Source organism: Enterobacter cloacae (assembly GCF_013375935.1).
GTDB lineage: Bacteria > Pseudomonadota > Gammaproteobacteria > Enterobacterales > Enterobacteriaceae > Enterobacter > Enterobacter pasteurii.
Genome location: NZ_CP056117.1, coordinates 701568 through 721643, shown reverse-complemented (window position 1 = coordinate 721643; position 20076 = coordinate 701568). Strand labels below are relative to the sequence as shown.

The window sequence follows — 20076 nt, the reverse complement described above, 5'->3', positions numbered from 1 at the left end:
TACAAAGAAAAGCAATGATCTCAGGAGATAGAATAATGATTACTCTGCGCAAGGTCCCTCTGGCTGTCGCCATTGCGGCAGGCATCCTGTCTGCCCAGGCGGGCGCCGTAGACTTTAAAGGTTATGCTCGTTCCGGCATCGGCTGGACCGGTAGTGGCGGTGAACAACAGTGTTTCCAGGCAACCGGGGCACAAAGTAAGTACCGTCTCGGTAACGAATGTGAAACCTACGCCGAGCTGAAGCTGGGCCAGGAAGTGTGGAAAGAGGGCGACAAGAGCTTCTACTTCGACACCAACGTAGCCTACTCCGTTTCTCAGCAGAACGACTGGGAATCCACCAGCCCGGCCTTCCGTGAAGCTAACGTGCAGGGTAAAAACCTGATTGAATGGCTGCCGGGCTCCACCATCTGGGCCGGTAAGCGCTTCTATCAGCGTCATGACGTCCACATGATCGACTTCTACTACTGGGATATCTCTGGTCCTGGTGCGGGTATCGAAAACATCGATCTGGGCTTCGGTAAACTGTCTCTGGCCGCGACCCGTTCTTCTGAATCCGGCGGCTCTGCAACCTTCGCCGATCGTGACGCGAACGGTGACCGTATTTATGACAACGTGGTGCCAAACGACGTCTTCGACGTTCGCTTAGCCGGTCTGGAAACTAACCCGGGCGGTACGCTGGAGCTGGGCGTTGACTACGGTCACACCAACATTCCTGACGACTACTACCTGCAACCTGGCGCCTCTAAAGATGGCTGGCTGTTCACCGCTGAACACACCCAGAGCATGATGAAGGGCTTCAACAAGTTCGTGCTCCAGTACGGTACGGACTCCATGACCTCTAACGGTAAAGGCATTCCGCAGGGTGGCAGCATCGATAACGACGGCTCCATGTGGCGCGTGCTGGACCACGGTGCAATCACCCTGGCAGATCGTTGGGACCTGATGTACGTCGGTATGTACCAGAACATCGATCGTGATAACAACAACGGTACCGAGTGGTGGACCGTGGGCGTTCGTCCAATGTTCAAATGGACGCCGATCATGAGCACCCTGCTTGAAGTGGGCTACGACAACGTTAAGTCTCAGAAAACTGACGACAAAAACAGCCAGTACAAAATCACCCTGGCCCAGCAGTGGCAGGCAGGCGACAGCATCTGGTCTCGTCCGGCTATCCGCGTCTTCGCAACCTACGCGAAGTGGGATGAGAAATGGGGCTACGCGAACAACGACTCAGGTGCAGGTTACACCTCTGGCGTAGCGTATAGCGACACGTCCGCGAAAACCTTCAGCCGTGGCGACAACGATGAGTGGACCTTCGGCGCCCAGATGGAAATCTGGTGGTAATTCGTCAAACCTGACGTAATGACCTGAAAAGAGGGGCGTAAGCCCCTCTCTCCTTAGGCGCTGCGCGCTATTGCCTGGCCACCGCAGCGCTCACGCTATCAGAGGTAATAACAATGAAAATGAAGAAAAGTCTCGTCGCGCTGTGCCTCTCTGCGGGGCTGCTGGCCTGCGCGCCTGCGGTCACCTTTGCAGATGTGAATTTCGTTCCTCAAAATACCAGTGCTGCGCCAGCTATTCCGGCGGCGGCACTTCAGCAGCTGGTGTGGACGCCAGTTGACCAGTCGAAAACGCAAACCACCCAGCTTGCCGCTGGCGGTCAGTCGCTGAACGTTCCGGGTATCAGCGGTCCTGTCGCGGCGTTCAGCGTGCCCGCGAATATCGGCGAGCTGACCCTGACGTTGACCAGTGAAGTCAATAAACAGACCAGCGTCTTCGCGCCTAACGTGCTGATCCTCGATCAGAACATGACGCCATCCGCATTCTTCCCAAGCTCCTATTTTAGCTATCAGGAGCCTGGCGTGATGAGTGCAGACCGTCTGGAAGGCGTTATGCGCCTGACGCCGGCCCTGGGTCAGCAGAAGATTTATGTTCTGGTGTTCACCACAGAGAAAGATCTGCAACAGACAACGAAGCTTGTCGATCCGGCAAAAGCCTACGCGAAAGGCACCGGTAACGCTGTCCCGGACATCCCGGACCCGCATGCTCGCCATACTACCGACGGCCTGATCAAACTGAAAGTGTCCACCAACAGCGCCTCCAGCGTGCTCGTAGGCCCGCTGTTCGGCTCGTCGGGTCCTGGCCCGGTAACGGTAGGTAATACCGCCGCGCCTGCTTATGCCGCCCCTGCCGCTGCACCAGCCGCAGCGCCAGCCCCGGCCAAGAAAGCTGAGCCGGTACTGAACGACACCGAAGAATACTTCAACAACGCCATTAAGCAGGCGGTGAAGCGCGGCGACGTCGATAAAGCGCTGAAGCTGCTTGATGAAGCCGAACGTTTAGGTTCAACCACTGCCCGTTCCACCTTTATCAGCAGTGTAAAAGGCAAGGGGTAACCGTCTCCCCACAGTGCTGATTTTGTTAGTAGTTTAGTGCGCCTTAACGGGCGCACTTTTTTTGGCCACTACTCAGGGGCAATCTGTTCAGAACGCATTTTCCCTGACGCGGAAAGAACGAATGATGCGATCCCAGATTTCCACCATTTCAGCGTCGCTGTAGGCCGGTGGGGATGAGACATCACTTCCTTCAGGTAAGATTTCATTGCTTAATGTCAGATCAAGGCTGGGGTGTGCAAAATCAGCGTTGGTTTCATTGGCTACGGCGGTAAACATTAGTTGTTTTGACGGATTATCGGATGAGTTATCTGGCGGGGCGGTGATTAGCCATTCACTGGCATTAAAGCCGGCAATGCGTGCTTCTCCTTTTCGCAGCGTACTTCCGTCTATGCTATTGATGTAAGGCTGAATTTCCCCGCTGCGCTCCAGCATGGTTGTACTTTCCTTAAGGGCGTTATTGCTCCAGACTGAAAAAGAAAACACCGAACTATAAGGGTAAACAAAGGTAATATCTTCCTTAGGCTTGCCGTTTCCGTCGCGGATAAACCCTTGCGGAATACAGGTGCCGGGTACGGAAGGAATATCCTCATTATGCCGTCCGCTCAGCCGGGACATGAGGTCCTGTAATTCTGTCAGTTTCTGGGGTTTAGTATTGAGTTGATGCTCTTTCATCCCCCCGTTTAAATAATCAATCCTGTCTTTCCTGTATTTGGGATCCGATACGTCTCTGATTTCAGAAGTCAGGATGAATGCCACTCCGTCAACGTAGAGGTGACCTTCCAGAACGCGCCCAAACCCCGCCACACTCTCATTTCTGTTGCGGTCAAAAATCACCGCATTATCACTCAGCTTGTATATCTGCTTGAGAAATGGCTGATCTACAGGGTCCACGGTAGCGCTGTTTTTCAGTTTCTGTTCCCGCAACCGGATACGCTGCTCAAATGCCGGGCGGTAGAGCCGCTTGCTGCTGATGCGGATCTCATTAATCTGTGCCCGGTCAGTCAGGGTATTTTCGAACGAGGCCGGAACCTCAAACACATAGCGCCCCACGCACTGGGATTTGGTGGTGGCAAAAAGAGTATTAACCATACGTTTTTCCTTGTCCGTTAACGCCGGGGGCGCATGCACGAATGTCACATAGTTATGGGTGTAATATCCTGCCGCCAGCAGCAGGAGCGTCAGCGTGACAATCACGGGGGAGGTATCTTTTTTCATGGAGCGGGAACCTGCTGCACAATTTTCACCACCGAGCGAACCGTGAACACCAGTGCGTCGGAGAGATCGCTGTATACCGAGCGGGAGCGATCGACAGGATCGACAGCATAAGCTCCTTCATGATCGACATCTGTCGCCAGGACGCCCTGAATACGTGAAGAGGAGGTGCGGACGGAGGTGATCGGCACGGTCCCATCGCCGGGGCTTGCGGATGAAATTAGTTGATGGGACCTTAACGGGGACAGTTCAAAAGGGTGACCTGCATTCATCCTGTACCTCTGCGCTTCCTTGACGCTTTGGGGGATCCGCTCTTTCCATGTCAGGAATCCATCTGACGGGTTGCTTTTGCTGGCTCCGTAAAACAGCCTGGTCTGGGGGTGGTATTTGCCGTTTAACTTCTCAATAAATTTGTATACGTCCTGTTTTATTCTATCTTGAAAATCGCTCCATTCCCGGTCAGTATCATCCAGCAGCAAATCCTGCTCACATAGACGCCACCACGCTGTTTTGTTTAGATAAATTTCCTCATACGGATTGGCCACCGGAGGGAGAGTTGAGTCTCTTTACTGTTGATTTTCAGCCATCCCGGACCATAAGCCATACCCGGCAGAAGCTGTAACGGACCGGGAGACTGTGCTAGCACCGGCATCAGCTTTTCTGCACTGTCTCCGATAATCATTCCAGTAATGCCACGCTCACCGATCTTCATGCGGCGATAAGCTGCCGGTGAGCCGAGATCCGGCATGACGCCGTGTACGATGCCCAGGATTAAGTCTTGTCCGCCCATATTTTCCGAGTAATGGCGGGCGACCAGTCCGCCCATCGAATGGGTGACCAGGATGACCTTGTTGACTGCCAGGCGTCCGTGGTACGCACTCAACACCTTACGGATATATTCGCCCAGCAACGCCGCAGAGTCCGCATTAGATTGCAGCCAGTTGTAACCAAAAACGTGCAGCGGGAATAAGAACTTGTGTCCGTGAGCCACTTCTTCTTCGCTCAGCACCTGCTCCTGAGGCTCGTCACCGATTTTGACACCGATAAAACGCTGCCGTGCCGTTTGCAACTGTGTCTCCCGAAAGTAATTATCCATCAGGATATCGTCGTCGCTGAGCAGATATTGCAGCCGGTCAAGCGCCTCACCGTAGCTCATGTAAAATGCACTTCCCCATCCTCGGGCGCGACGGGACGGGAATTTTTTCCCATCCGCACCGTCGTTTAAAATTTCCCCAGAGTCATCGACGACGGTGGTCGTCGGATCAAGCAGTTGCTTTCTTTTTTGGGGCCGGCAAGTGGCCATTTTTTAAGCGATGACAAGCTGAACTGCCAGACTTTCTTATCCCCACTCTTTAAGTTTGACCCCATCACCCCAGGAATAAAAATCACCGGGATCACTTTTGTAGGCGGCACAAGGCAAACCGACGTGTGGTTTTTGTCCTTTGGCTGAGGAACAAGCTTATAATGAAACGTGCCATCGTCATCCCAGATAGGGCGATGATAAGAGCGATTAGGGGGGCTATTTTTATTGTCATCCATGTATTAAGTTCCTGATATTCCTTCCCAAGAGCTGCATTAGCTCACAATTTATCCGCGCGATACTTAACCAAAATCAAGTTCTGCTGTTGCTGCCACGAACATTTCTCCCGCCTTGTTGCGCCCCTGTTGCGATAGTGATCGTTAAATTTTGTTTGTCCGTCCTCATTTTGCCAATCTGCGATACAATGCTTTTACGTTATGTATCGGAGAGTCTGGCATGTCACACCCCGCGCTAACGCAGCTGCGTGCGCTACGCTATTTCGAACAAATTCCTGCGCTTGACCCAGAACAGCTGGACTGGCTGCTGCTGGAAGATTCCATGACAAAACGTTTTGAGCAGCAGGGCAAAACGGTCACGGTGACGATGATTCAGGAAGGGTTTGTCTCGGCTGAGGCGATTGCCAGCGAGTTGCCGCTGTTGCCGCAGGAAGAACGATACTGGCTGCGTGAAATTTTACTCTGTGCGGATGGCGAGCCGTGGCTTGCCGGGCGGACGGTCGTTCCTGAGTCTACACTTTCCGGGCCGGAGCTTGCACTGCAACGCCTCGGCAAAACGCCGCTGGGGCGATATCTGTTCACCTCGTCTGAACTGACCCGTGATTTTATTGAAATTGGTCGCGATGCCGACCTGTGGGGGCGCCGTTCCCACCTTCGTTTGAGCGGCAAGCCGTTAATACTGACGGAACTATTTTTGCCCGCATCGCCGTTGTACTAAGAGGGAGAAAAAATGGAGTGGAGTCTGACGCAGAATAAGCTGCTGGCCTATCACCGCTTAATGCGTACCGATAAACCCATCGGCGCGCTGCTGCTGCTGTGGCCGACCTTATGGGCGCTGTGGGTTGCAACGCCGGGCGTGCCGCCGCTGTGGATCCTGGCGGTGTTCGTGGCGGGCGTCTGGCTGATGCGCGCCGCGGGCTGCGTGGTCAACGATTATGCCGACCGAAAATTTGATGGACACGTTAAGCGCACCGCCAATCGTCCTCTGCCGAGCGGTCAGGTAACCGGAAAAGAGGCGCGCATCCTGTTTGTGGTGCTGGTGCTGCTCTCTTTCCTGCTGGTGTTAACGCTCAACACCATGACTATCCTCCTGTCCGTCGCCGCGCTGGCGCTGGCCTGGGTTTACCCGTTTATGAAGCGATACACCCATCTGCCGCAGGTGGTGCTGGGTGCGGCATTTGGCTGGTCGATTCCGATGGCGTTTGCCGCGGTCAGCGAGTCCGTTCCGCTTAGCTGCTGGCTGATGTTCCTGGCGAATATTCTCTGGGCCGTCGCGTACGATACGCAATATGCGATGGTCGATCGCGATGACGATCTGAAGATCGGCATTAAGTCGACGGCGATCCTGTTTGGTCGTCACGACAGGCTGATCATCGGCATTTTGCAGGTGGCGGTGCTGGCGCTGATGGTGGCGATTGGCCGCCTGAACGGACTGAACTGGGAGTTTTACTGGTCCGTGCTGGTGGCGGGGCTGCTGTTTGCGTACCAGCAGAAGCTGATCGCAAAGCGCGAGCGTGAAGCCTGCTTTAAGGCGTTCCTGAATAATAACTACGTCGGGCTGGTGCTGTTCCTGGGGCTGGCGATGAGTTACTTCTCCTGAAAGCCCGGTGACGAGGTAAAAAAACGGCAGTCAGAGACTGCCGTTTTTCATGTTTTCACATATGCACCTGGGATAGGGCATCAAACCGCTGATAACATCACTCGCCCTGCGTCGAACTCTCAATCGTCAAACGCACATCCGAGGTAATCAGCTCCGCCAGCATCTGATAAACCTTCAGCGTCTCAGCAGGCTCGGCGTCGCCCGTATCGCTGATAAACCCTTCATCGCGCAGCGTCAGTACCAGCGAGCTGAATACCGCTTTGTCGAAGAATTCCGGTGCGTTAATGCCGTGCAGTACGGACAGGCGCTGTGCCAGGGTCCGGCTCTCTTTTTCCAGCGTACCGCGGTTGATTGAAGGGTTTGCACTCAACAGCCAGAAGGTGATGGCATAGCGCTGCAATGTTTCGCGCGCGCCGGAAGCGAGGAGCTGCAGGGTGCGAGAACGTGACGGATTGATATGCAGTTCGTCACTATTGATGGTAATGAGCCCCTGACGATGCATCTCTGCCGACATTTTATCGAGCTCTACCGCCAGCTCATCTTTACTCCAGCGCAGGAACAGCTCCGCTTTCAGCATCGGGTAGATGGTCTGAATATGGCGCAGCAGCTCCTCACGTGAAATACGGCGATGCTGGGTAATAATGGCCGCCATCAGCGACGGCAGCATCAGCATATGCGTGATGTTATTGCGGTAGTAGGTCATCAGCACGGCCTGCTCGCGCGGCAGAATGATGATGTCACCGATCGTATCTTTCTCGACTTCGAACTTGTTCATCTGCAGCGCGTGGTCGATTAGCTCGCTGGCGGTGGCAGACGGCACGGTCGAATCCGCGGAATACGGCACGTTGCGCATGATGTCCAGGTAGCAATCGATCTGCTCGGTCAGCTGTTCGCGGGTGAGTGAACGCTGGCGAGAGGCCAGAAGCGCGGTACAGCACAGGTTCATGGCGTTCGCTGCGCCGGCGTTGTTGATGCGCACCATGAGCTCGGAAGCAATGCCGTTAACCGTTGGCGTCAGCCAGGCCGGGCGTACCGCTTCGATAGGATCGATAGACTCGCGCCACTCCGGAACGTGGTTGTTCAGCCAGGTCATCAGCGGCATTGGCTCGCCAAAGTTTACGTAGCCCTGGCCGAGGTTGCGCAGCTTGCTCAGCCCACGCAGCATCTGCGGCAGGCTCTCTTTCTCTTTGGTCGCACCGCGCAGCTCTTTTGCGTAGGTTCCCACTTCCATCACGTGCTCATAACCAATGTAAATCGGCACCAGCGTGATAGGGCGCGTACCGCCGCGCAGCATCGCCTGGATGGTCATCGACAGCGTGCCGGTCTTCGGATCGAGCAGACGACCGGTACGGGAGCGTCCCCCTTCCACGAAGTATTCTACGGAATAGCCGCGGCTGAACAGCTCGCCCAGATACTCACGGAAGACGGTGGAGTAGAGCTTGTTGCCCTTAAAGGTACGACGAATAAAGAACGCGCCCAGACGGCGGAAAATCGGGCCCGCTGGCCAGAAGTTCAGGTTAATACCGGCAGCGATGTGCGGCGGTACCAGACCCTGGTGATAAAGCACGTAAGAGAGCAGCAGGTAGTCCATGTGGCTGCGGTGGCAGGGCACGTAGACAATCTCATGGCCGTCGTGCGCTAACTGACGCACGCGCTCGGCGTTGTGGACGTTAATGCCCTGATAGAGGCGGTTCCACGTGAAGCCGAGAATACGGTCGGACAGACGAATCATCTCGTAGGAGAAGTTCGCGGCGATCTCTTCCATCAGCGCAATCGCGTTCTGCTGCGCTTTCTCGTGTGAAATTTTCTTGCTGCGCGCTTCGTCTTCTACGGCACGGGCAATCGCTTTGGATGCCAGCAGCTTGTTGAACAGATCCTGTCGCGCCGGGAGGCGTGGCCCCACTGCCGCCAGACGCTGGCGTGCAAAGTGCATTCGGGCAACGCGCGCCAGCTTTTGCGCAATGATCTTATCGGTGCCGTGTTCGTCCGCCATGCGGCGCAATGAAACGGAAGGAGAGAAGCGGACAAAGCTGTCGCGTCCCAGCCAGGAGACGGCGAAGAACTTCTGAATGCCGTTGAGCATGCGCAGCGGCGGGTTCTCTTCCCCTTTTTCGCGTCCCGGACGACGTCCAAACATCACCGACACCGGCACCATCTGTACGTCCAGATCGGGGTTGCTGCGGTGCAGATCGAGGTAGTCATGGAACAGCTTGATGGACTCTTCTTTCGGCGTGTAATAGGTAAACACGCGTGGCCCGCCATGAATGAACACGTAGCGCGGCAGCAGGGTGCCGTCGACTTCCAGCGGTTCAAGCGGGTCGGGTAAATCGTGCGCCAGACATTGAGCGCGAAGCGTCAGCAGGTCTGCCTTCGAGTTATAAGGCAAAACGTACATAATAGGGCGCGACGTATCGAGCCCTAATTCCAGCGCGGGTTCTGCTGGAATAGACTTACTTTTTACCAGTACGCTTAATGGTAAATTAAGTAATTTGTAGTAAATTCGTGGCCAGCCGGACATAAACGATGTAAAGCCTCTGGTTAATAATGCAATTGCGGCGCAAGGATAACAGAAAGCGCGCAAAATTTCTGTTGTTACCCGTCATACTTGAGGCTGTAGCGCAACGCGCTGCGCCCCCTGTTACAGACGCTCTTTTTCCTAAAAGGTTCTTTAAATGGCCAATAATACCACTGGGTTAACCCGAATCATTAAAGCCGCCGGCTATTCCTGGAAAGGTTTCCGTGCCGCGTGGATCAATGAAGCCGCATTTCGCCAGGAGGGTATCGCAGCTATTGTTGCGGTGATTATCGCCTGTTTCCTTGATGTTGACGCGATTACCCGCGTGCTTTTAATTGGCTCCGTACTGTTGGTGATGATAGTGGAAATTCTTAATAGCGCTATTGAGGCCGTCGTTGACCGTATTGGGTCAGAATTCCATGAGCTTTCTGGCCGGGCGAAAGACATGGGCTCTGCCGCCGTGCTGCTGTCGATTATCACTGCGGTAATAACCTGGGTCACGCTGCTTTGGTCACATTTCCGATGAGCCTCGAGGAATAATTAAGTCCCTGGTTTTTTGTGCAGTTTTTGGTTCCAAAATCGCCTTTGACTGTATATACTCACAGCATAACTGTATATACACCCAGGGGCGGAATGAAAGCGTTAACGACCAGGCAGCAAGAGGTGTTTGATCTCATTCGGGATCATATCGGCCAGACGGGTATGCCACCCACGCGTGCAGAAATCGCGCAGCGTCTGGGCTTCCGTTCTCCTAATGCTGCCGAAGAGCACCTTAAAGCGCTGGCGCGTAAAGGCGTCATTGAGATAGTTTCCGGCGCGTCACGCGGTATTCGTCTGCTGGTGGAAGAAGAGACCGGTATTCCGCTGGTGGGTCGCGTCGCCGCAGGTGAACCCCTGCTGGCACAGCAGCATATCGAAGGGCACTATCAGGTTGACCCGGGCATGTTCAAGCCGAGCGCTGATTTCCTGCTGCGCGTTAGCGGTATGTCCATGAAAGATATCGGTATTCTTGATGGCGATCTGCTGGCGGTACACAAAACCCAGGACGTGCGTAACGGACAAGTGGTCGTAGCGCGCATTGATGATGAAGTGACGGTTAAGCGCCTGAAGAAACAGGGTAACACCGTACAGCTTCTGCCAGAAAACAGCGAGTTTTCCCCCATTGTAGTGGATCTCCGCGAGCAGAACTTCTCTGTTGAAGGCCTGGCGGTAGGTGTTATCCGCAACGGCGAATGGCTGTAATCTCTTCCTGACGGGCCGCAGTTCCTCTGCGGCCTGGCTTATTTTCTGATTCCGGTAATTTCAATGGCCTTGCTAACTTCTGCCGATAAGGCGTTGTGGCGTCTTGCGCTACCGATGATTTTTTCCAATATCACCGTTCCTCTGCTGGGGCTGGTTGATACGGCGGTAATCGGGCATCTGGATTCGCCGATTTATCTGGGCGGCGTCGCGATTGGCGCAACGGCGACCAGCTTCCTCTTTATGCTGCTGCTCTTTTTGCGCATGAGTACGACAGGCCTGACGGCCCAGGCGTACGGTGCAAAAGATCCCCTGCGTCTTGCTCGCGCGCTGGTTCAGCCGCTTATCCTGGCTTTTGGTGCCGGCGCGTTAATCGTTCTGTTGCGTACGCCGCTTATCGATCTGGCGCTTCATATTGTGGGCGGCAGCGATGCCGTACTGGAGCAGGCCCGGCGGTTCCTTGAAATTCGCTGGCTGAGCGCGCCTGCTTCACTGGCAAACCTGGTCCTGCTGGGCTGGCTGCTGGGCGTGCAGTATGCCCGCGCGCCGGTGATCCTGCTGGTGGTGGGTAACCTTCTCAATATTCTCCTCGATCTCTGGCTGGTAATGGGGCTGCACATGAACGTCCGCGGCGCGGCGCTGGCCACGGCAATCGCCGAATACGGCACGCTGCTTATCGGTTTGTGGATGGTCTGGCGCGTGCTGGCGATGCGCGGTATTACGCTTGCGCTGCTGAAAACGGCCTGGCGCGGCAATATGCGTAAGCTGCTGGCGCTCAATCGCGACATCATGCTGCGTTCGCTCCTGTTGCAGCTGTGCTTTGGCGCACTGACGGTTTTTGGCGCGCGCCTTGGGCCAGAAATAGTTGCGGTCAACGCCGTTCTGATGACGCTCCTGACCTTTACCGCATACGCGCTGGATGGCTTTGCTTACGCCGTGGAAGCGCACTCAGGTCAGGCCTATGGCGCGCGTGAAAGCGGCCAGCTGCGCGAAGTATGGCGTGCAGCCTGCCGGCAGGCGGGCCTGGTGGCGCTGATTTTTGCGCTGGTTTACGCCTGCTTTGGCGGGCATATTGTCGCGCTACTCACCTCGTTGCCCGCGCTGCGCGAGCTGGCAGATCGCTATATCCTCTGGCAGGTGGTTTTACCGGTGGTGGGCGTGTGGTGCTATCTGCTGGACGGCATGTTTATCGGTGCGACGCGAGGGGCGGAGATGCGTAACAGCATGGCCGTCGCTGCGGCGGGGTTCGGCCTGACGCTGCTGACGCTGCCGTATCTCGGCAACCACGGACTGTGGCTGGCGCTGGCGGTCTTTCTCTCACTGCGCGGCCTTTCGCTGGCTGTTATCTGGCGTCGCCACTGGCGAAACAATACCTGGTTTCCTGCCCGAAGCGATATATCGTAACGGTTAAAGATTCCGAATATAAAACCAGCTGCCGAATCCTTAACTACAATAATAATCACGTCCAGCAGAAAAGAACGAAGCGGACGATACTCTTAGACGCTTAACACGAGGACACGATTATGAATAAAGATGAAATCGGCGGCAACTGGAAGCAATTCAAAGGTAAAGCGAAAGAACAGTGGGGTAAGCTGACAGATGACGATATGACCGTCATTGAAGGCAAGCGCGATCAGCTGGTAGGTAAAATCCAGGAGCGCTACGGTTACGAAAAAGATCAGGCGGAAAACGAAGTCAAAGACTGGGAAACCCGTAACGACTACCGCTGGTAACCGGACAGTACCCTAAAGGGCGGCCATGAGCCGCCTTTTTCTTTGCCGTCAGCGCGGTTTTTTCTTCACCAGAATGGAGTGATCGTGCTGGCAGGCATCCTGATGGCGGCATGATTCCACCTCCACGCAGGCAGAGCATAAGCCGTGTGCTTCTATCACGTTATGGCGTAGCGCAAAGCCCATTCTGGCTGCCAGCGTATGCATAATATCTTCCACGCCTTCTGCACCTTCCTCCTTTACCACGCCGCAACGATCGCAGATAAACATAGCGGACGTGTGGGTCGGCTGGTCGAAAAGGTGGCAAAGCACGTAGCTGTTTGTTGATTCCACCTTATGCACAAACCCTTGTTCGAGCAGGAAGTCGAGCGCCCGGTAGACGGTTGGCGGTTTTGCCTGCGGCTCGCTTTCGCGCAGCAGGTCGAGCAAATCGTACGCGCTGATGGCGCCCTGCTGCAGGCTCATCAGACGCAGTACCTCAAGGCGCTGCGGGGTCAGGCGCACATTGCGTTGCGCGCACAGCTTTTCAGCTTGCGCTAACAGCTCTTTTGTGGACTTGTCCATCGGGCACCTCGGATGTGGAAAGGGTAGAAAACCCTCACTTTATCATGTTCTGATAAAAACACCGAGATCCGCCGGGCTGTGCTATACCTGACGCATCGCAAATGGGGAGAATGCATAATGAAAAGACCTGACTGTATTCGGCACTGGCGGGACGTAGAAGGTGCCGATAACGCCACCTATCCTGACAGCAACGAACATTTTTCAATTGGTGCGCCGCTGTCCCGCAAGCTGGGGCTGGGCCGCATCGGTATTCACCATGAACGGCTGCCGCCCGGACGCCGCACGTCTTATCCCCATGCTGAAAGCGACGAAGAAGAGTTTGTGTACGTTCTGGAGGGTTACCCGGAGGCCTGGATCAATGGCTATCTGTGGAAGCTCGAACCCGGAGACAGCGTGGGTTTCCCTGCCGGGACGGGAGTCTGCCATACCTTTATCAACAACACCGATGAAGAGGTGCGCTTGCTGGTGGTGGGGGAGGCCAATAAAAAACATAACCGCATCTACTATCCGCTCAATCCGGTATATGCCGCGACCCGCGAAGACCGCTGGGTGGATCATCCGCCTCAATTTTTTGGTCCGCACGATGGAAAACCTGGGCGAAAATAATTTCCTCTTCTATAAATATTGATGGTCGTCACATATTACAACAGGCCGGGATGGAATTTAACTTAGGGAAATAGCGGGTCTTTTTGCACTTATTCACAGCAATAGTTCGTTCCTGTTTGGGTGATAACAGACAGGGTTAACTAATAACAAACTATTTACGAGCACACTGTGAAAAAACATTTTAAATTTTCGATGGTTAGCATCGCTGTCTCCTTTTTTATGGCAAATCAGGCGGGAGCAGCCAATACCTGGACGGAAGCGCGTAGTGACGCAATGGGCGGCACGGGAGTGGCAGCAGGCAGTTATGGCAGCGGGGCGTTAATCAACCCCGCGCTGCTGGCAAAGTCTAAACCTGAGGATGACGTGACGGTCATTTTGCCGTCCGTTGGCGTGCAGGTGACCGATGAAGACAATCTTCAGGACGAAATCGACACCATTAACGACAAAATCAATCGTTACAAGGATGTGGTTGATAGCCTGACGCCCATTGATATCATCACCAATCCATTAGGTTCGATCAATCAGTTCCAGGGCGCCGCGAAAGATCTCGCTGATGAGCTGGACTACCTGAAGGGCAAAACCGCACGCGCTAACGCGGGCGCCGGAATTGCCGTCAGTATCCCTAACGATGTGCTCTCGGTGGCCTTTATGGCGAAAGGCTACGCCCATGGCCGGGTCAGCTCCTCTATCGATCAGCAGGACATTGATTATCTGCGCGGTATTCAGGGAAGCGATGCGGTGGCGGCCGGCGTGGCGCTGGACGCCGCGCTAAACGGTACCGATCAAATCACCAAAAACCTGAACTCTACGGCGTCCGGCCGGGCGGCAATTGTGTCCGACTACGGTATTGCGGTGGCCCGCCAGTTCGATTTTGGCGGCGTTCCGGTTTCCGTTGGCGTCACGCCAAAGCTGCAAAAAACCTGGCTCTATAACTACACCACCTCAATCTACGATTACGACAGTAATAAGTGGAACGACAGCCGCTACCGTACCGACGACACCGGCTTCAACGTCGATGCCGGTATTGCTGCTGATTTCGGTGAAAACTGGACGGTTGGCGTAAGCGGGCAAAACCTGATGTCGCGCGATATCGATACCAAAGATATCCGCATCCGCAACGGGCGTACGGGAGAGGTGGTGAGTTATAAAGACACCTATCAGATCCGTCCGCTGGTGACCGCCGGAGCCGCCTGGCATAACGATCTGGTGACGCTGACCGCGGACGGGGATCTGACCGAAACCAAAGGCTTCAAAAGCGAAGATACCTCCCAGTACGCCGGCATTGGTGCTGAAGTCACGCCGCTTAGCTGGCTGGCGGTGCGCGCCGGTTACCGTGCGGACATGAAAGGTAATGACAGCAACGTCTTTACCGGCGGCGTCGGGTTTGCGCCGTTCAGCACCGTTCATGTCGATCTGATGGGGCTTTATGGCGAAGACGAAACCTGGGGCGCCGGCGCTCAGCTGAGCATGACGTTCTAAAGTACACCGGAGGCGCTGCGCCTCCGGCTTTTCTTTGTGCTATAGTAGCGCCCCTTTTCCACCAGATGCTTAAAACTTCGCCATGTTGTCAGAACGCCAGACCACCTTCCCAGCACACCGTTTCTCCATTGCGCCGATGCTCGACTGGACGGACAGACACTGCCGCTATTTCCTGCGCCAGCTCTCCCGCCATACGCTGCTGTACACCGAAATGGTCACCACCGGCGCAATTATCCACGGCAAGGGCGACTATCTGGCGTACAGCGAAGAAGAGCATCCGGTTGCGCTACAGCTGGGTGGCAGCGATCCGGCCGCGCTGGCGCAGTGCGCAAAGCTGGCTGAAGCGCGCGGCTATGACGAGATTAACCTCAACGTCGGCTGCCCCTCCGACCGCGTACAGAACGGCATGTTCGGCGCCTGTCTGATGGGTAACGCACAGCTGGTCGCAGACTGCGTCAAAGCGATGCGCGATGTCGTGTCCATTCCGGTTACGGTCAAAACCCGTATCGGCATTGACGACCAGGACAGCTACGAATTCCTGTGTGACTTCATCGACACGGTGTCAGGGAAGGGCGAGTGCGGGATGTTTATCATCCACGCCCGTAAAGCCTGGCTCTCGGGCCTCAGCCCGAAAGAGAACCGCGAGATCCCGCCGCTGGACTACCCGCGCGTGTACCAGCTGAAGCGCGATTTCCCGCATCTGACCATGTCGATCAACGGCGGAATTAAGTCGCTGGACGAAGCCAAAGCGCACCTCGAACATATGGATGGCGTGATGGTCGGGCGCGAGGCGTATCAAAACCCGGGCATCCTGGCGACGGTTGACCGTGAAATCTTCGGCACTGAAGGTGCCGACGCCGATCCGGTAGCCGTGGTGCGCGCCATGTATCCGTACATTGAGCGCGAGCTGAGCAACGGTACCTATCTGGGCCACATTACCCGCCACATGCTCGGCCTGTTCCAGGGCATTCCTGGCGCGCGCCAGTGGCGTCGCTACCTCAGCGAGAACGCGCATAAGGCCGGTGCGGATATTAACGTGCTGGAACACGCGCTGCGCCTGGTCGCGGATAAGCAATAATATTCGCTAAAAGATGGTCAAAAACACCACGCCCTGCAACACGTTGCGGGGCGTTTTGTTTTCAAAACAAAGGGTTATTTTTGGCATGATTCTTGTAACGATTGCAGCATCATTCGGGAATTCGTGGGAGAGCACCATGCTGGAACTACTTTTTGTGATTGGCTTCTTTATCATGCTGATGGTCACGGGCGTATCGCTGCTCGGTATTCTGGCCGCGCTCGTTGTCGCTACGGTGGTGATGTTTGTCGGCGGACTGTTTGCCCTGACGATCAAGCTGTTGCCGTGGCTGCTGCTGGCGGTTGCGGTGGTATGGGCGATACGGGCGATTAAATCGCCAAAACTGCCCGCTTATCAGCGTAATAACCGCTTTCGTTACTAAGGTATTGAGGGGTACGTCACATACCTGCAACTTTTCCGGCGGCAATGTTTAGAACAGAATAGGATTTACTTATCGAATCTGTCACTATGGCTGCCGCTAAAGAATTCATCGAGCTGTACCCTACATACAGCCGAACTAAAAAAAGAAAGGGCTTCCCACGGGAAGCCCAATTTCTTTACAGAACTCAGGGAATGAGCAGGCTCGACCCCTGCGTCGCCCGGCTCTCCAGCACCTCGTGCGCCCGCTGCGCATCGGTTAGCGCGTACTTCTGCGCGTCGGCCACGTCCACTTTGATTACGCCGCTGGCGATCAGCGAGAACAGCTCGTTGCTGGCTTCCTCAAGTTCTTCCCGGCTGGTGATGTAACCCTGCAAAGAGGGGCGCGTGACGTACAGCGACCCTTTCTGATTCAGAATGCCCAGATTCACGCCGGTGACAGCGCCCGAGGCGTTACCGAAGCTCACCATCAGCCCGCGACGTTGCAGGCAGTCGAGCGAGGACTCCCAGGTATCTTTCCCCACCGAGTCATACACTACGCGCACTTTTTTGCCGCTGGTGATCTCTTTCAGCCGTTCAACGATGCTCTCTTCCCGGTAGTTGATCACCTGCCATGCGCCCGCGTCCAGCGCACGCTGGGCTTTCTGCGCGCTGCCGACGGTGCCGATCAGCTTCGCGCCCAGGGCCTTCGCCCACTGGCAGGCAATCAACCCCACGCCACCTGCGGCAGCGTGGAACAGAAACTGCTCATCCGGCTTAATTTCGTAGGTTTTGCGCAGCAGGTAAAAGACCGTCAGCCCTTTCAGGAATGAGGCAGCAGCCTGCTCGAAGGAGATGGCGTTTGGCAGACGCGCCGCCTTCTCGGCCGGTACGTTATGAACGGAGCTGTAAGCACCCAGCGCGGACTGCGCGTACACCACGCGATCGCCTTCTTTAACGTGCTTAACCGCGCTGCCTACTTTGCTGACGATACCGGCCGCCTCGGTGCCCAGCCCGCTCGGCATTGACGGGGGCGGGTAGAGACCGCCGCGAATATAGGTATCGATGTAGTTAATGCCAATCGCTTTGTTTTCAACCTGAATTTCGTTCTCGCCAGGCGCAGCGGGGGTAAATTCAACCGCCTTCAGCACTTCCGGACCGCCGTGTTTCTGGAACTCAATGCGCGTTGCCATGCTCCCTCCGTAAGAAAAATATGGTAACCTTTCGACCCACTCTTTATCTCGGTAACTCCATTCACTATGGCAGGAAACAAACCCTTCAACAAACAGACTGAACCTCGTGAGCGTGATTATCAGGTCGCCGGGTTAAAAGTCCCGCCGCACTCGATTGAAGCGGAACAGTCCGTGTTGGGCGGTTTAATGCTGGATAACGAACGCTGGGACGACGTCGCCGAGCGCGTTGTCGCGGAAGATTTCTATACCCGCCCGCACCGCCATATCTTCACTGAGATGGCGCGTTTGCAGGAGTCGGGTAGCCCGATTGACCTGATTACGCTCGCAGAATCGCTGGAGCGCCTGGGGCAGCTGGACAGCGTCGGCGGGTTTGCCTATCTGGCGGAGCTGTCAAAAAACACGCCAAGTGCCGCGAACATCAGCGCCTATGCGGACATCGTTCGCGAGCGCGCCGTTGTTCGCGAGATGATCTCGGTGGCGAACGAAATCGCCGAGGCCGGTTTCGATCCGCAGGGGCGCACCAGCGAAGATCTGCTCGACCTGGCGGAATCCCGGGTCTTTAAAATCGCTGAAAGCCGCGCGAACAAAGACGAAGGGCCGAAAAACATCGCCGACGTGCTCGATGCCACCGTTGCGCGTATCGAACAGCTTTTCCAGCAGCCGCACGACGGCGTCACCGGCGTTAACACCGGCTATGACGATCTCAACAAGAAAACCGCGGGCCTTCAGCCTTCGGATCTGATCATCGTCGCAGCGCGTCCGTCGATGGGTAAGACGACATTTGCGATGAACCTCGTCGAAAATGCGGCGATGTTGCAGGACAAGCCGGTACTCATCTTCAGTCTTGAAATGCCCTCCGAGCAGATCATGATGCGTTCTCTGGCATCCCTGTCGCGCGTGGATCAGACCCGTATCCGTACCGGCCAGCTCGACGATGAGGACTGGGCGCGCATCTCGGGTACCATGGGCATTTTGCTGGAAAAGCGTAATATCTACATCGATGACTCCTCCGGCCTGACCCCGACGGAAGTGCGCTCCCGCGCGCGCCGCATCGCCCGCGAACACGGCGGCATCGGCCTCATCATGATCGACTACCTTCAGCTGATGCGCGTCCCGTCGCTCTCCGACAACCGTACGCTGGAAATCGCCGAGATCTCCCGCTCGCTCAAGGCGTTAGCCAAAGAGCTGCACGTCCCGGTGGTGGCGCTCTCCCAGCTTAACCGCTCCCTGGAACAGCGTGCTGACAAACGTCCGGTCAACTCCGACCTGCGTGAATCCGGCTCCATCGAGCAGGATGCCGACTTAATCATGTTCATCTACCGTGATGAGGTTTATCACGAGAACAGCGACCTGAAAGGGATCGCCGAAATTATTATCGGTAAGCAACGTAACGGTCCTATCGGTACGGTACGTCTTACCTTTAACGGCCAGTGGTCACGCTTTGATAACTATGCGGGCCCGCAGTACGACGACGAATAAGGATTTTTTACATGCAAGCGGCAACTGTTGTTATTAACCGCCGCGCTCTGCGACACAACCTGCAACGACTGCGTGAGCTGGCACCCGCCAGCAGGCTCGTTGCAGTCGTGAAAGCGAACGCTTACGGTCACGGTCTTCTTGAGACCGCGCGAACGCTCCCCGATGCCGACGCCTTTGGCGTCGCCCGTCTCGAAGAAGCTCTGCGCCTGCGCGCGGGCGGCATAACGCAACCGATTCTGCTCCTCGAAGGCTTTTTTGACGCCGCCGATCTGCCGACCATTGCCGACCAGCATCTGCACACCGCGGTACACAATGAAGAACAGCTGGCCGCGCTGGAAACGGCCGGGCTGAGCGAGCCGGTTACCGTGTGGATGAAGCTCGACACGGGCATGCACCGTCTGGGCGTGCGCCCGGAAAACGCAGAGGCCTTTTATCAGCGCCTGTGCCGGTGCAAAAATGTGCGCCAGCCGGTGAATATTGTCAGCCACTTTGCCCGTGCCGATGAGCCTGAATGCGGTGCGACCGAGCAGCAGCTTGATATCTTCAACACCTTCTGCGAAGGCAAGCCGGGGATGCGCTCGATTGCGGCGTCCGGCGGTATTCTGCTGTGGCCGCAGTCGCACTTCGACTGGGCGCGCCCGGGCATTATTCTTTACGGCGTTTCACCCCTGGAGCACAAACCCTGGGGGCCTGACTTTGGCTTCAGGCCGGTTATGTCGCTGGTTTCAAAGCTGATTGCCGTGCGCGAGCACAAAGCGGGGGAGCCGGTGGGCTACGGCGGAACCTGGACCAGCGAGCGCGATACGCGCCTCGGCGTGGTGGCGATGGGCTACGGCGACGGTTATCCGCGCGCTGCCCCAACGGGTACGCCGGTGCTGGTCAACGGCCGGGAAGTGAAGATTGTCGGCCGCGTGGCGATGGATATGATTTGTGTCGATCTGGGGCCAGACGCGCAGGACAAGGCGGGTGATGAAGCGGTTATGTGGGGGGAAGGCCTGCCCGTTGAGCGCATTGCTGAAATCACAAAAGTGAGTGCTTACGAACTTATCACGCGGCTGACGTCGCGGGTGGCGATGAAATACATCGACTAACACAT

General features: G+C 55.9%; 21 protein-coding genes. 14 read left to right on the top strand and 7 right to left on the bottom strand.

Annotated elements, in window-relative coordinates; translation table 11 throughout:
- Positions 1-32 precede the first annotated feature (32 nt).
- Both HWQ14_RS03375 and malM read left to right on the top strand, forming a co-directional pair.
- Positions 33-1343 carry a maltoporin gene (locus HWQ14_RS03375; RefSeq protein ID WP_026080558.1) on the top strand — a complete coding sequence of 437 codons (1311 nt, stop codon included), beginning with the start codon at positions 33-35 and terminating at the stop codon, positions 1341-1343.
- 113 nt (positions 1344-1456) lie between these two features.
- Positions 1457-2395: a maltose operon protein MalM gene (malM, locus tag HWQ14_RS03370; RefSeq protein WP_148422248.1), complete on the top strand. Its 939-nt coding sequence runs from the start codon at positions 1457-1459 to the stop codon at positions 2393-2395.
- A gap of 87 nt (positions 2396-2482) precedes the next feature.
- Here the strand turns inward: malM and HWQ14_RS03365 are convergent, their stop codons facing one another.
- From HWQ14_RS03365 to HWQ14_RS03350, 4 genes are all read right to left on the bottom strand, one after another.
- Positions 2483-3610 carry a T6SS immunity protein Tli4 family protein gene (locus HWQ14_RS03365; protein WP_176608965.1) on the bottom strand — a complete coding sequence of 376 codons (1128 nt, stop codon included), beginning with the start codon at positions 3608-3610 and terminating at the stop codon, positions 2483-2485.
- Positions 3607-4086: a hypothetical protein gene (locus HWQ14_RS03360; protein WP_176608964.1), complete on the bottom strand. Its 480-nt coding sequence runs from the start codon at positions 4084-4086 to the stop codon at positions 3607-3609. The genes HWQ14_RS03365 and HWQ14_RS03360 overlap by 4 nt, the downstream gene beginning before the upstream one ends.
- 35 nt (positions 4087-4121) lie before the next feature.
- Entirely contained in the window at positions 4122-4763 is a 642-nt protein-coding gene (locus HWQ14_RS03355) for an esterase/lipase family protein (RefSeq protein WP_176608963.1), read from the bottom strand.
- A 65-nt stretch (positions 4764-4828) separates the two neighbouring features.
- On the bottom strand, positions 4829-5146 hold the full coding sequence (locus HWQ14_RS03350) for a hypothetical protein (RefSeq protein ID WP_176608962.1): 318 nt from the start codon (positions 5144-5146) through the stop codon (positions 4829-4831).
- A gap of 217 nt (positions 5147-5363) precedes the next feature.
- On the opposite strand from HWQ14_RS03350, the gene ubiC reads away from it, so the two are divergent.
- Both ubiC and ubiA read left to right on the top strand, forming a co-directional pair.
- Positions 5364-5861: a chorismate lyase gene (gene ubiC, locus HWQ14_RS03345; protein WP_176608961.1), complete on the top strand. Its 498-nt coding sequence runs from the start codon at positions 5364-5366 to the stop codon at positions 5859-5861.
- A gap of 12 nt (positions 5862-5873) precedes the next feature.
- A complete protein-coding gene (gene ubiA, locus HWQ14_RS03340; protein ID WP_148422241.1) occupies positions 5874-6743 on the top strand; it encodes a 4-hydroxybenzoate octaprenyltransferase in 870 nt (289 codons plus the stop codon).
- Positions 6744-6840: 97 nt separating this feature from the next.
- On the opposite strand, the gene plsB is transcribed toward ubiA, so the two are convergent.
- Positions 6841-9261, bottom strand: a complete 2421-nt coding sequence (gene plsB / locus HWQ14_RS03335) for a glycerol-3-phosphate 1-O-acyltransferase PlsB (RefSeq protein WP_176608960.1) — start codon at positions 9259-9261, stop codon at positions 6841-6843.
- Between the two features lie 154 nt (positions 9262-9415).
- Here plsB and HWQ14_RS03330 point away from each other — a divergent pair, with 154 nt between their 5' ends.
- From HWQ14_RS03330 to HWQ14_RS03315, 4 genes are all read left to right on the top strand, one after another.
- A complete protein-coding gene (locus HWQ14_RS03330) occupies positions 9416-9784 on the top strand; it encodes a diacylglycerol kinase (RefSeq protein WP_148422237.1) in 369 nt (122 codons plus the stop codon).
- A gap of 107 nt (positions 9785-9891) precedes the next feature.
- Positions 9892-10500 carry a transcriptional repressor LexA gene (lexA, locus tag HWQ14_RS03325; protein WP_148422235.1) on the top strand — a complete coding sequence of 203 codons (609 nt, stop codon included), beginning with the start codon at positions 9892-9894 and terminating at the stop codon, positions 10498-10500.
- A 63-nt stretch (positions 10501-10563) separates the two neighbouring features.
- Positions 10564-11901, top strand: coding sequence for an MATE family efflux transporter DinF (dinF, locus tag HWQ14_RS03320; protein WP_176608959.1), 1338 nt, complete (start codon positions 10564-10566; stop codon positions 11899-11901).
- Between the two features lie 119 nt (positions 11902-12020).
- Entirely contained in the window at positions 12021-12230 is a 210-nt protein-coding gene (locus tag HWQ14_RS03315; protein ID WP_003860314.1) for a CsbD family protein, read from the top strand.
- 48 nt (positions 12231-12278) lie between these two features.
- Here the strand turns inward: HWQ14_RS03315 and zur are convergent, their stop codons facing one another.
- Complete coding sequence (gene zur, locus HWQ14_RS03310) at positions 12279-12791, bottom strand: zinc uptake transcriptional repressor Zur (RefSeq protein ID WP_047052067.1); 513 nt, start codon at positions 12789-12791, stop codon at positions 12279-12281.
- Between the two features lie 117 nt (positions 12792-12908).
- On the opposite strand from zur, the gene HWQ14_RS03305 reads away from it, so the two are divergent.
- The 4 genes from HWQ14_RS03305 (at position 12909) to pspG (ending at position 16333) form a co-directional block, all read left to right on the top strand.
- Positions 12909-13397: a cupin domain-containing protein gene (locus HWQ14_RS03305; RefSeq protein ID WP_176608958.1), complete on the top strand. Its 489-nt coding sequence runs from the start codon at positions 12909-12911 to the stop codon at positions 13395-13397.
- A gap of 192 nt (positions 13398-13589) precedes the next feature.
- Positions 13590-14876 carry a conjugal transfer protein TraF gene (gene traF / locus HWQ14_RS03300; protein ID WP_227009758.1) on the top strand — a complete coding sequence of 429 codons (1287 nt, stop codon included), beginning with the start codon at positions 13590-13592 and terminating at the stop codon, positions 14874-14876.
- Between the two features lie 82 nt (positions 14877-14958).
- The gene (gene dusA, locus HWQ14_RS03295) at positions 14959-15954 is read left to right on the top strand and encodes a tRNA dihydrouridine(20/20a) synthase DusA (RefSeq protein WP_176608956.1); all 996 of its coding nucleotides are present in this window, start codon (positions 14959-14961) and stop codon (positions 15952-15954) included.
- 136 nt (positions 15955-16090) lie between these two features.
- Positions 16091-16333 (top strand): envelope stress response protein PspG, encoded by a 243-nt coding sequence (gene pspG / locus HWQ14_RS03290; RefSeq protein ID WP_148422226.1) that lies wholly within the window; start codon positions 16091-16093, stop codon positions 16331-16333.
- Positions 16334-16517: 184 nt separating this feature from the next.
- Here pspG and HWQ14_RS03285 read toward each other — a convergent pair whose 3' ends face one another.
- On the bottom strand, positions 16518-17501 hold the full coding sequence (locus HWQ14_RS03285; protein ID WP_176608955.1) for a quinone oxidoreductase: 984 nt from the start codon (positions 17499-17501) through the stop codon (positions 16518-16520).
- A 66-nt stretch (positions 17502-17567) separates the two neighbouring features.
- On the opposite strand from HWQ14_RS03285, the gene dnaB reads away from it, so the two are divergent.
- A complete protein-coding gene (dnaB, locus tag HWQ14_RS03280) occupies positions 17568-18980 on the top strand; it encodes a replicative DNA helicase (protein WP_003860298.1) in 1413 nt (470 codons plus the stop codon).
- An 11-nt stretch (positions 18981-18991) separates the two neighbouring features.
- Positions 18992-20071: an alanine racemase gene (alr, locus tag HWQ14_RS03275; RefSeq protein WP_176608954.1), complete on the top strand. Its 1080-nt coding sequence runs from the start codon at positions 18992-18994 to the stop codon at positions 20069-20071.
- The last annotated feature ends 5 nt before the right edge of the window (positions 20072-20076 follow it).

Excerpts from the sequence above, each read along its gene's own strand:
- ubiA (WP_148422241.1), top strand. The coding sequence starts at position 5,874 with ATGGAGTGGAGTCTGACGCAGAATAAGCTGCTGGCCTATCACCGCTTA.
- HWQ14_RS03305 (WP_176608958.1), top strand. The coding sequence starts at position 12,909 with ATGAAAAGACCTGACTGTATTCGGCACTGGCGGGACGTAGAAGGTGCC.
- malM (WP_148422248.1), top strand. The coding sequence starts at position 1,457 with ATGAAAATGAAGAAAAGTCTCGTCGCGCTGTGCCTCTCTGCGGGGCTG.
- ubiC (WP_176608961.1), top strand. The coding sequence starts at position 5,364 with ATGTCACACCCCGCGCTAACGCAGCTGCGTGCGCTACGCTATTTCGAA.
- lexA (WP_148422235.1), top strand. The coding sequence starts at position 9,892 with ATGAAAGCGTTAACGACCAGGCAGCAAGAGGTGTTTGATCTCATTCGG.
- dusA (WP_176608956.1), top strand. The coding sequence starts at position 14,959 with ATGTTGTCAGAACGCCAGACCACCTTCCCAGCACACCGTTTCTCCATT.
- zur (WP_047052067.1), bottom strand. The coding sequence starts at position 12,791 with ATGGACAAGTCCACAAAAGAGCTGTTAGCGCAAGCTGAAAAGCTGTGC.
- dinF (WP_176608959.1), top strand. The coding sequence starts at position 10,564 with ATGGCCTTGCTAACTTCTGCCGATAAGGCGTTGTGGCGTCTTGCGCTA.
- traF (WP_227009758.1), top strand. The coding sequence starts at position 13,590 with ATGGTTAGCATCGCTGTCTCCTTTTTTATGGCAAATCAGGCGGGAGCA.
- plsB (WP_176608960.1), bottom strand. The coding sequence starts at position 9,261 with ATGTCCGGCTGGCCACGAATTTACTACAAATTACTTAATTTACCATTA.
- HWQ14_RS03285 (WP_176608955.1), bottom strand. The coding sequence starts at position 17,501 with ATGGCAACGCGCATTGAGTTCCAGAAACACGGCGGTCCGGAAGTGCTG.
- dnaB (WP_003860298.1), top strand. The coding sequence starts at position 17,568 with ATGGCAGGAAACAAACCCTTCAACAAACAGACTGAACCTCGTGAGCGT.
- HWQ14_RS03350 (WP_176608962.1), bottom strand. The coding sequence starts at position 5,146 with ATGGATGACAATAAAAATAGCCCCCCTAATCGCTCTTATCATCGCCCT.
- alr (WP_176608954.1), top strand. The coding sequence starts at position 18,992 with ATGCAAGCGGCAACTGTTGTTATTAACCGCCGCGCTCTGCGACACAAC.
- HWQ14_RS03315 (WP_003860314.1), top strand. The coding sequence starts at position 12,021 with ATGAATAAAGATGAAATCGGCGGCAACTGGAAGCAATTCAAAGGTAAA.
- HWQ14_RS03365 (WP_176608965.1), bottom strand. The coding sequence starts at position 3,610 with ATGAAAAAAGATACCTCCCCCGTGATTGTCACGCTGACGCTCCTGCTG.
- HWQ14_RS03330 (WP_148422237.1), top strand. The coding sequence starts at position 9,416 with ATGGCCAATAATACCACTGGGTTAACCCGAATCATTAAAGCCGCCGGC.
- HWQ14_RS03355 (WP_176608963.1), bottom strand. The coding sequence starts at position 4,763 with ATGAGCTACGGTGAGGCGCTTGACCGGCTGCAATATCTGCTCAGCGAC.
- pspG (WP_148422226.1), top strand. The coding sequence starts at position 16,091 with ATGCTGGAACTACTTTTTGTGATTGGCTTCTTTATCATGCTGATGGTC.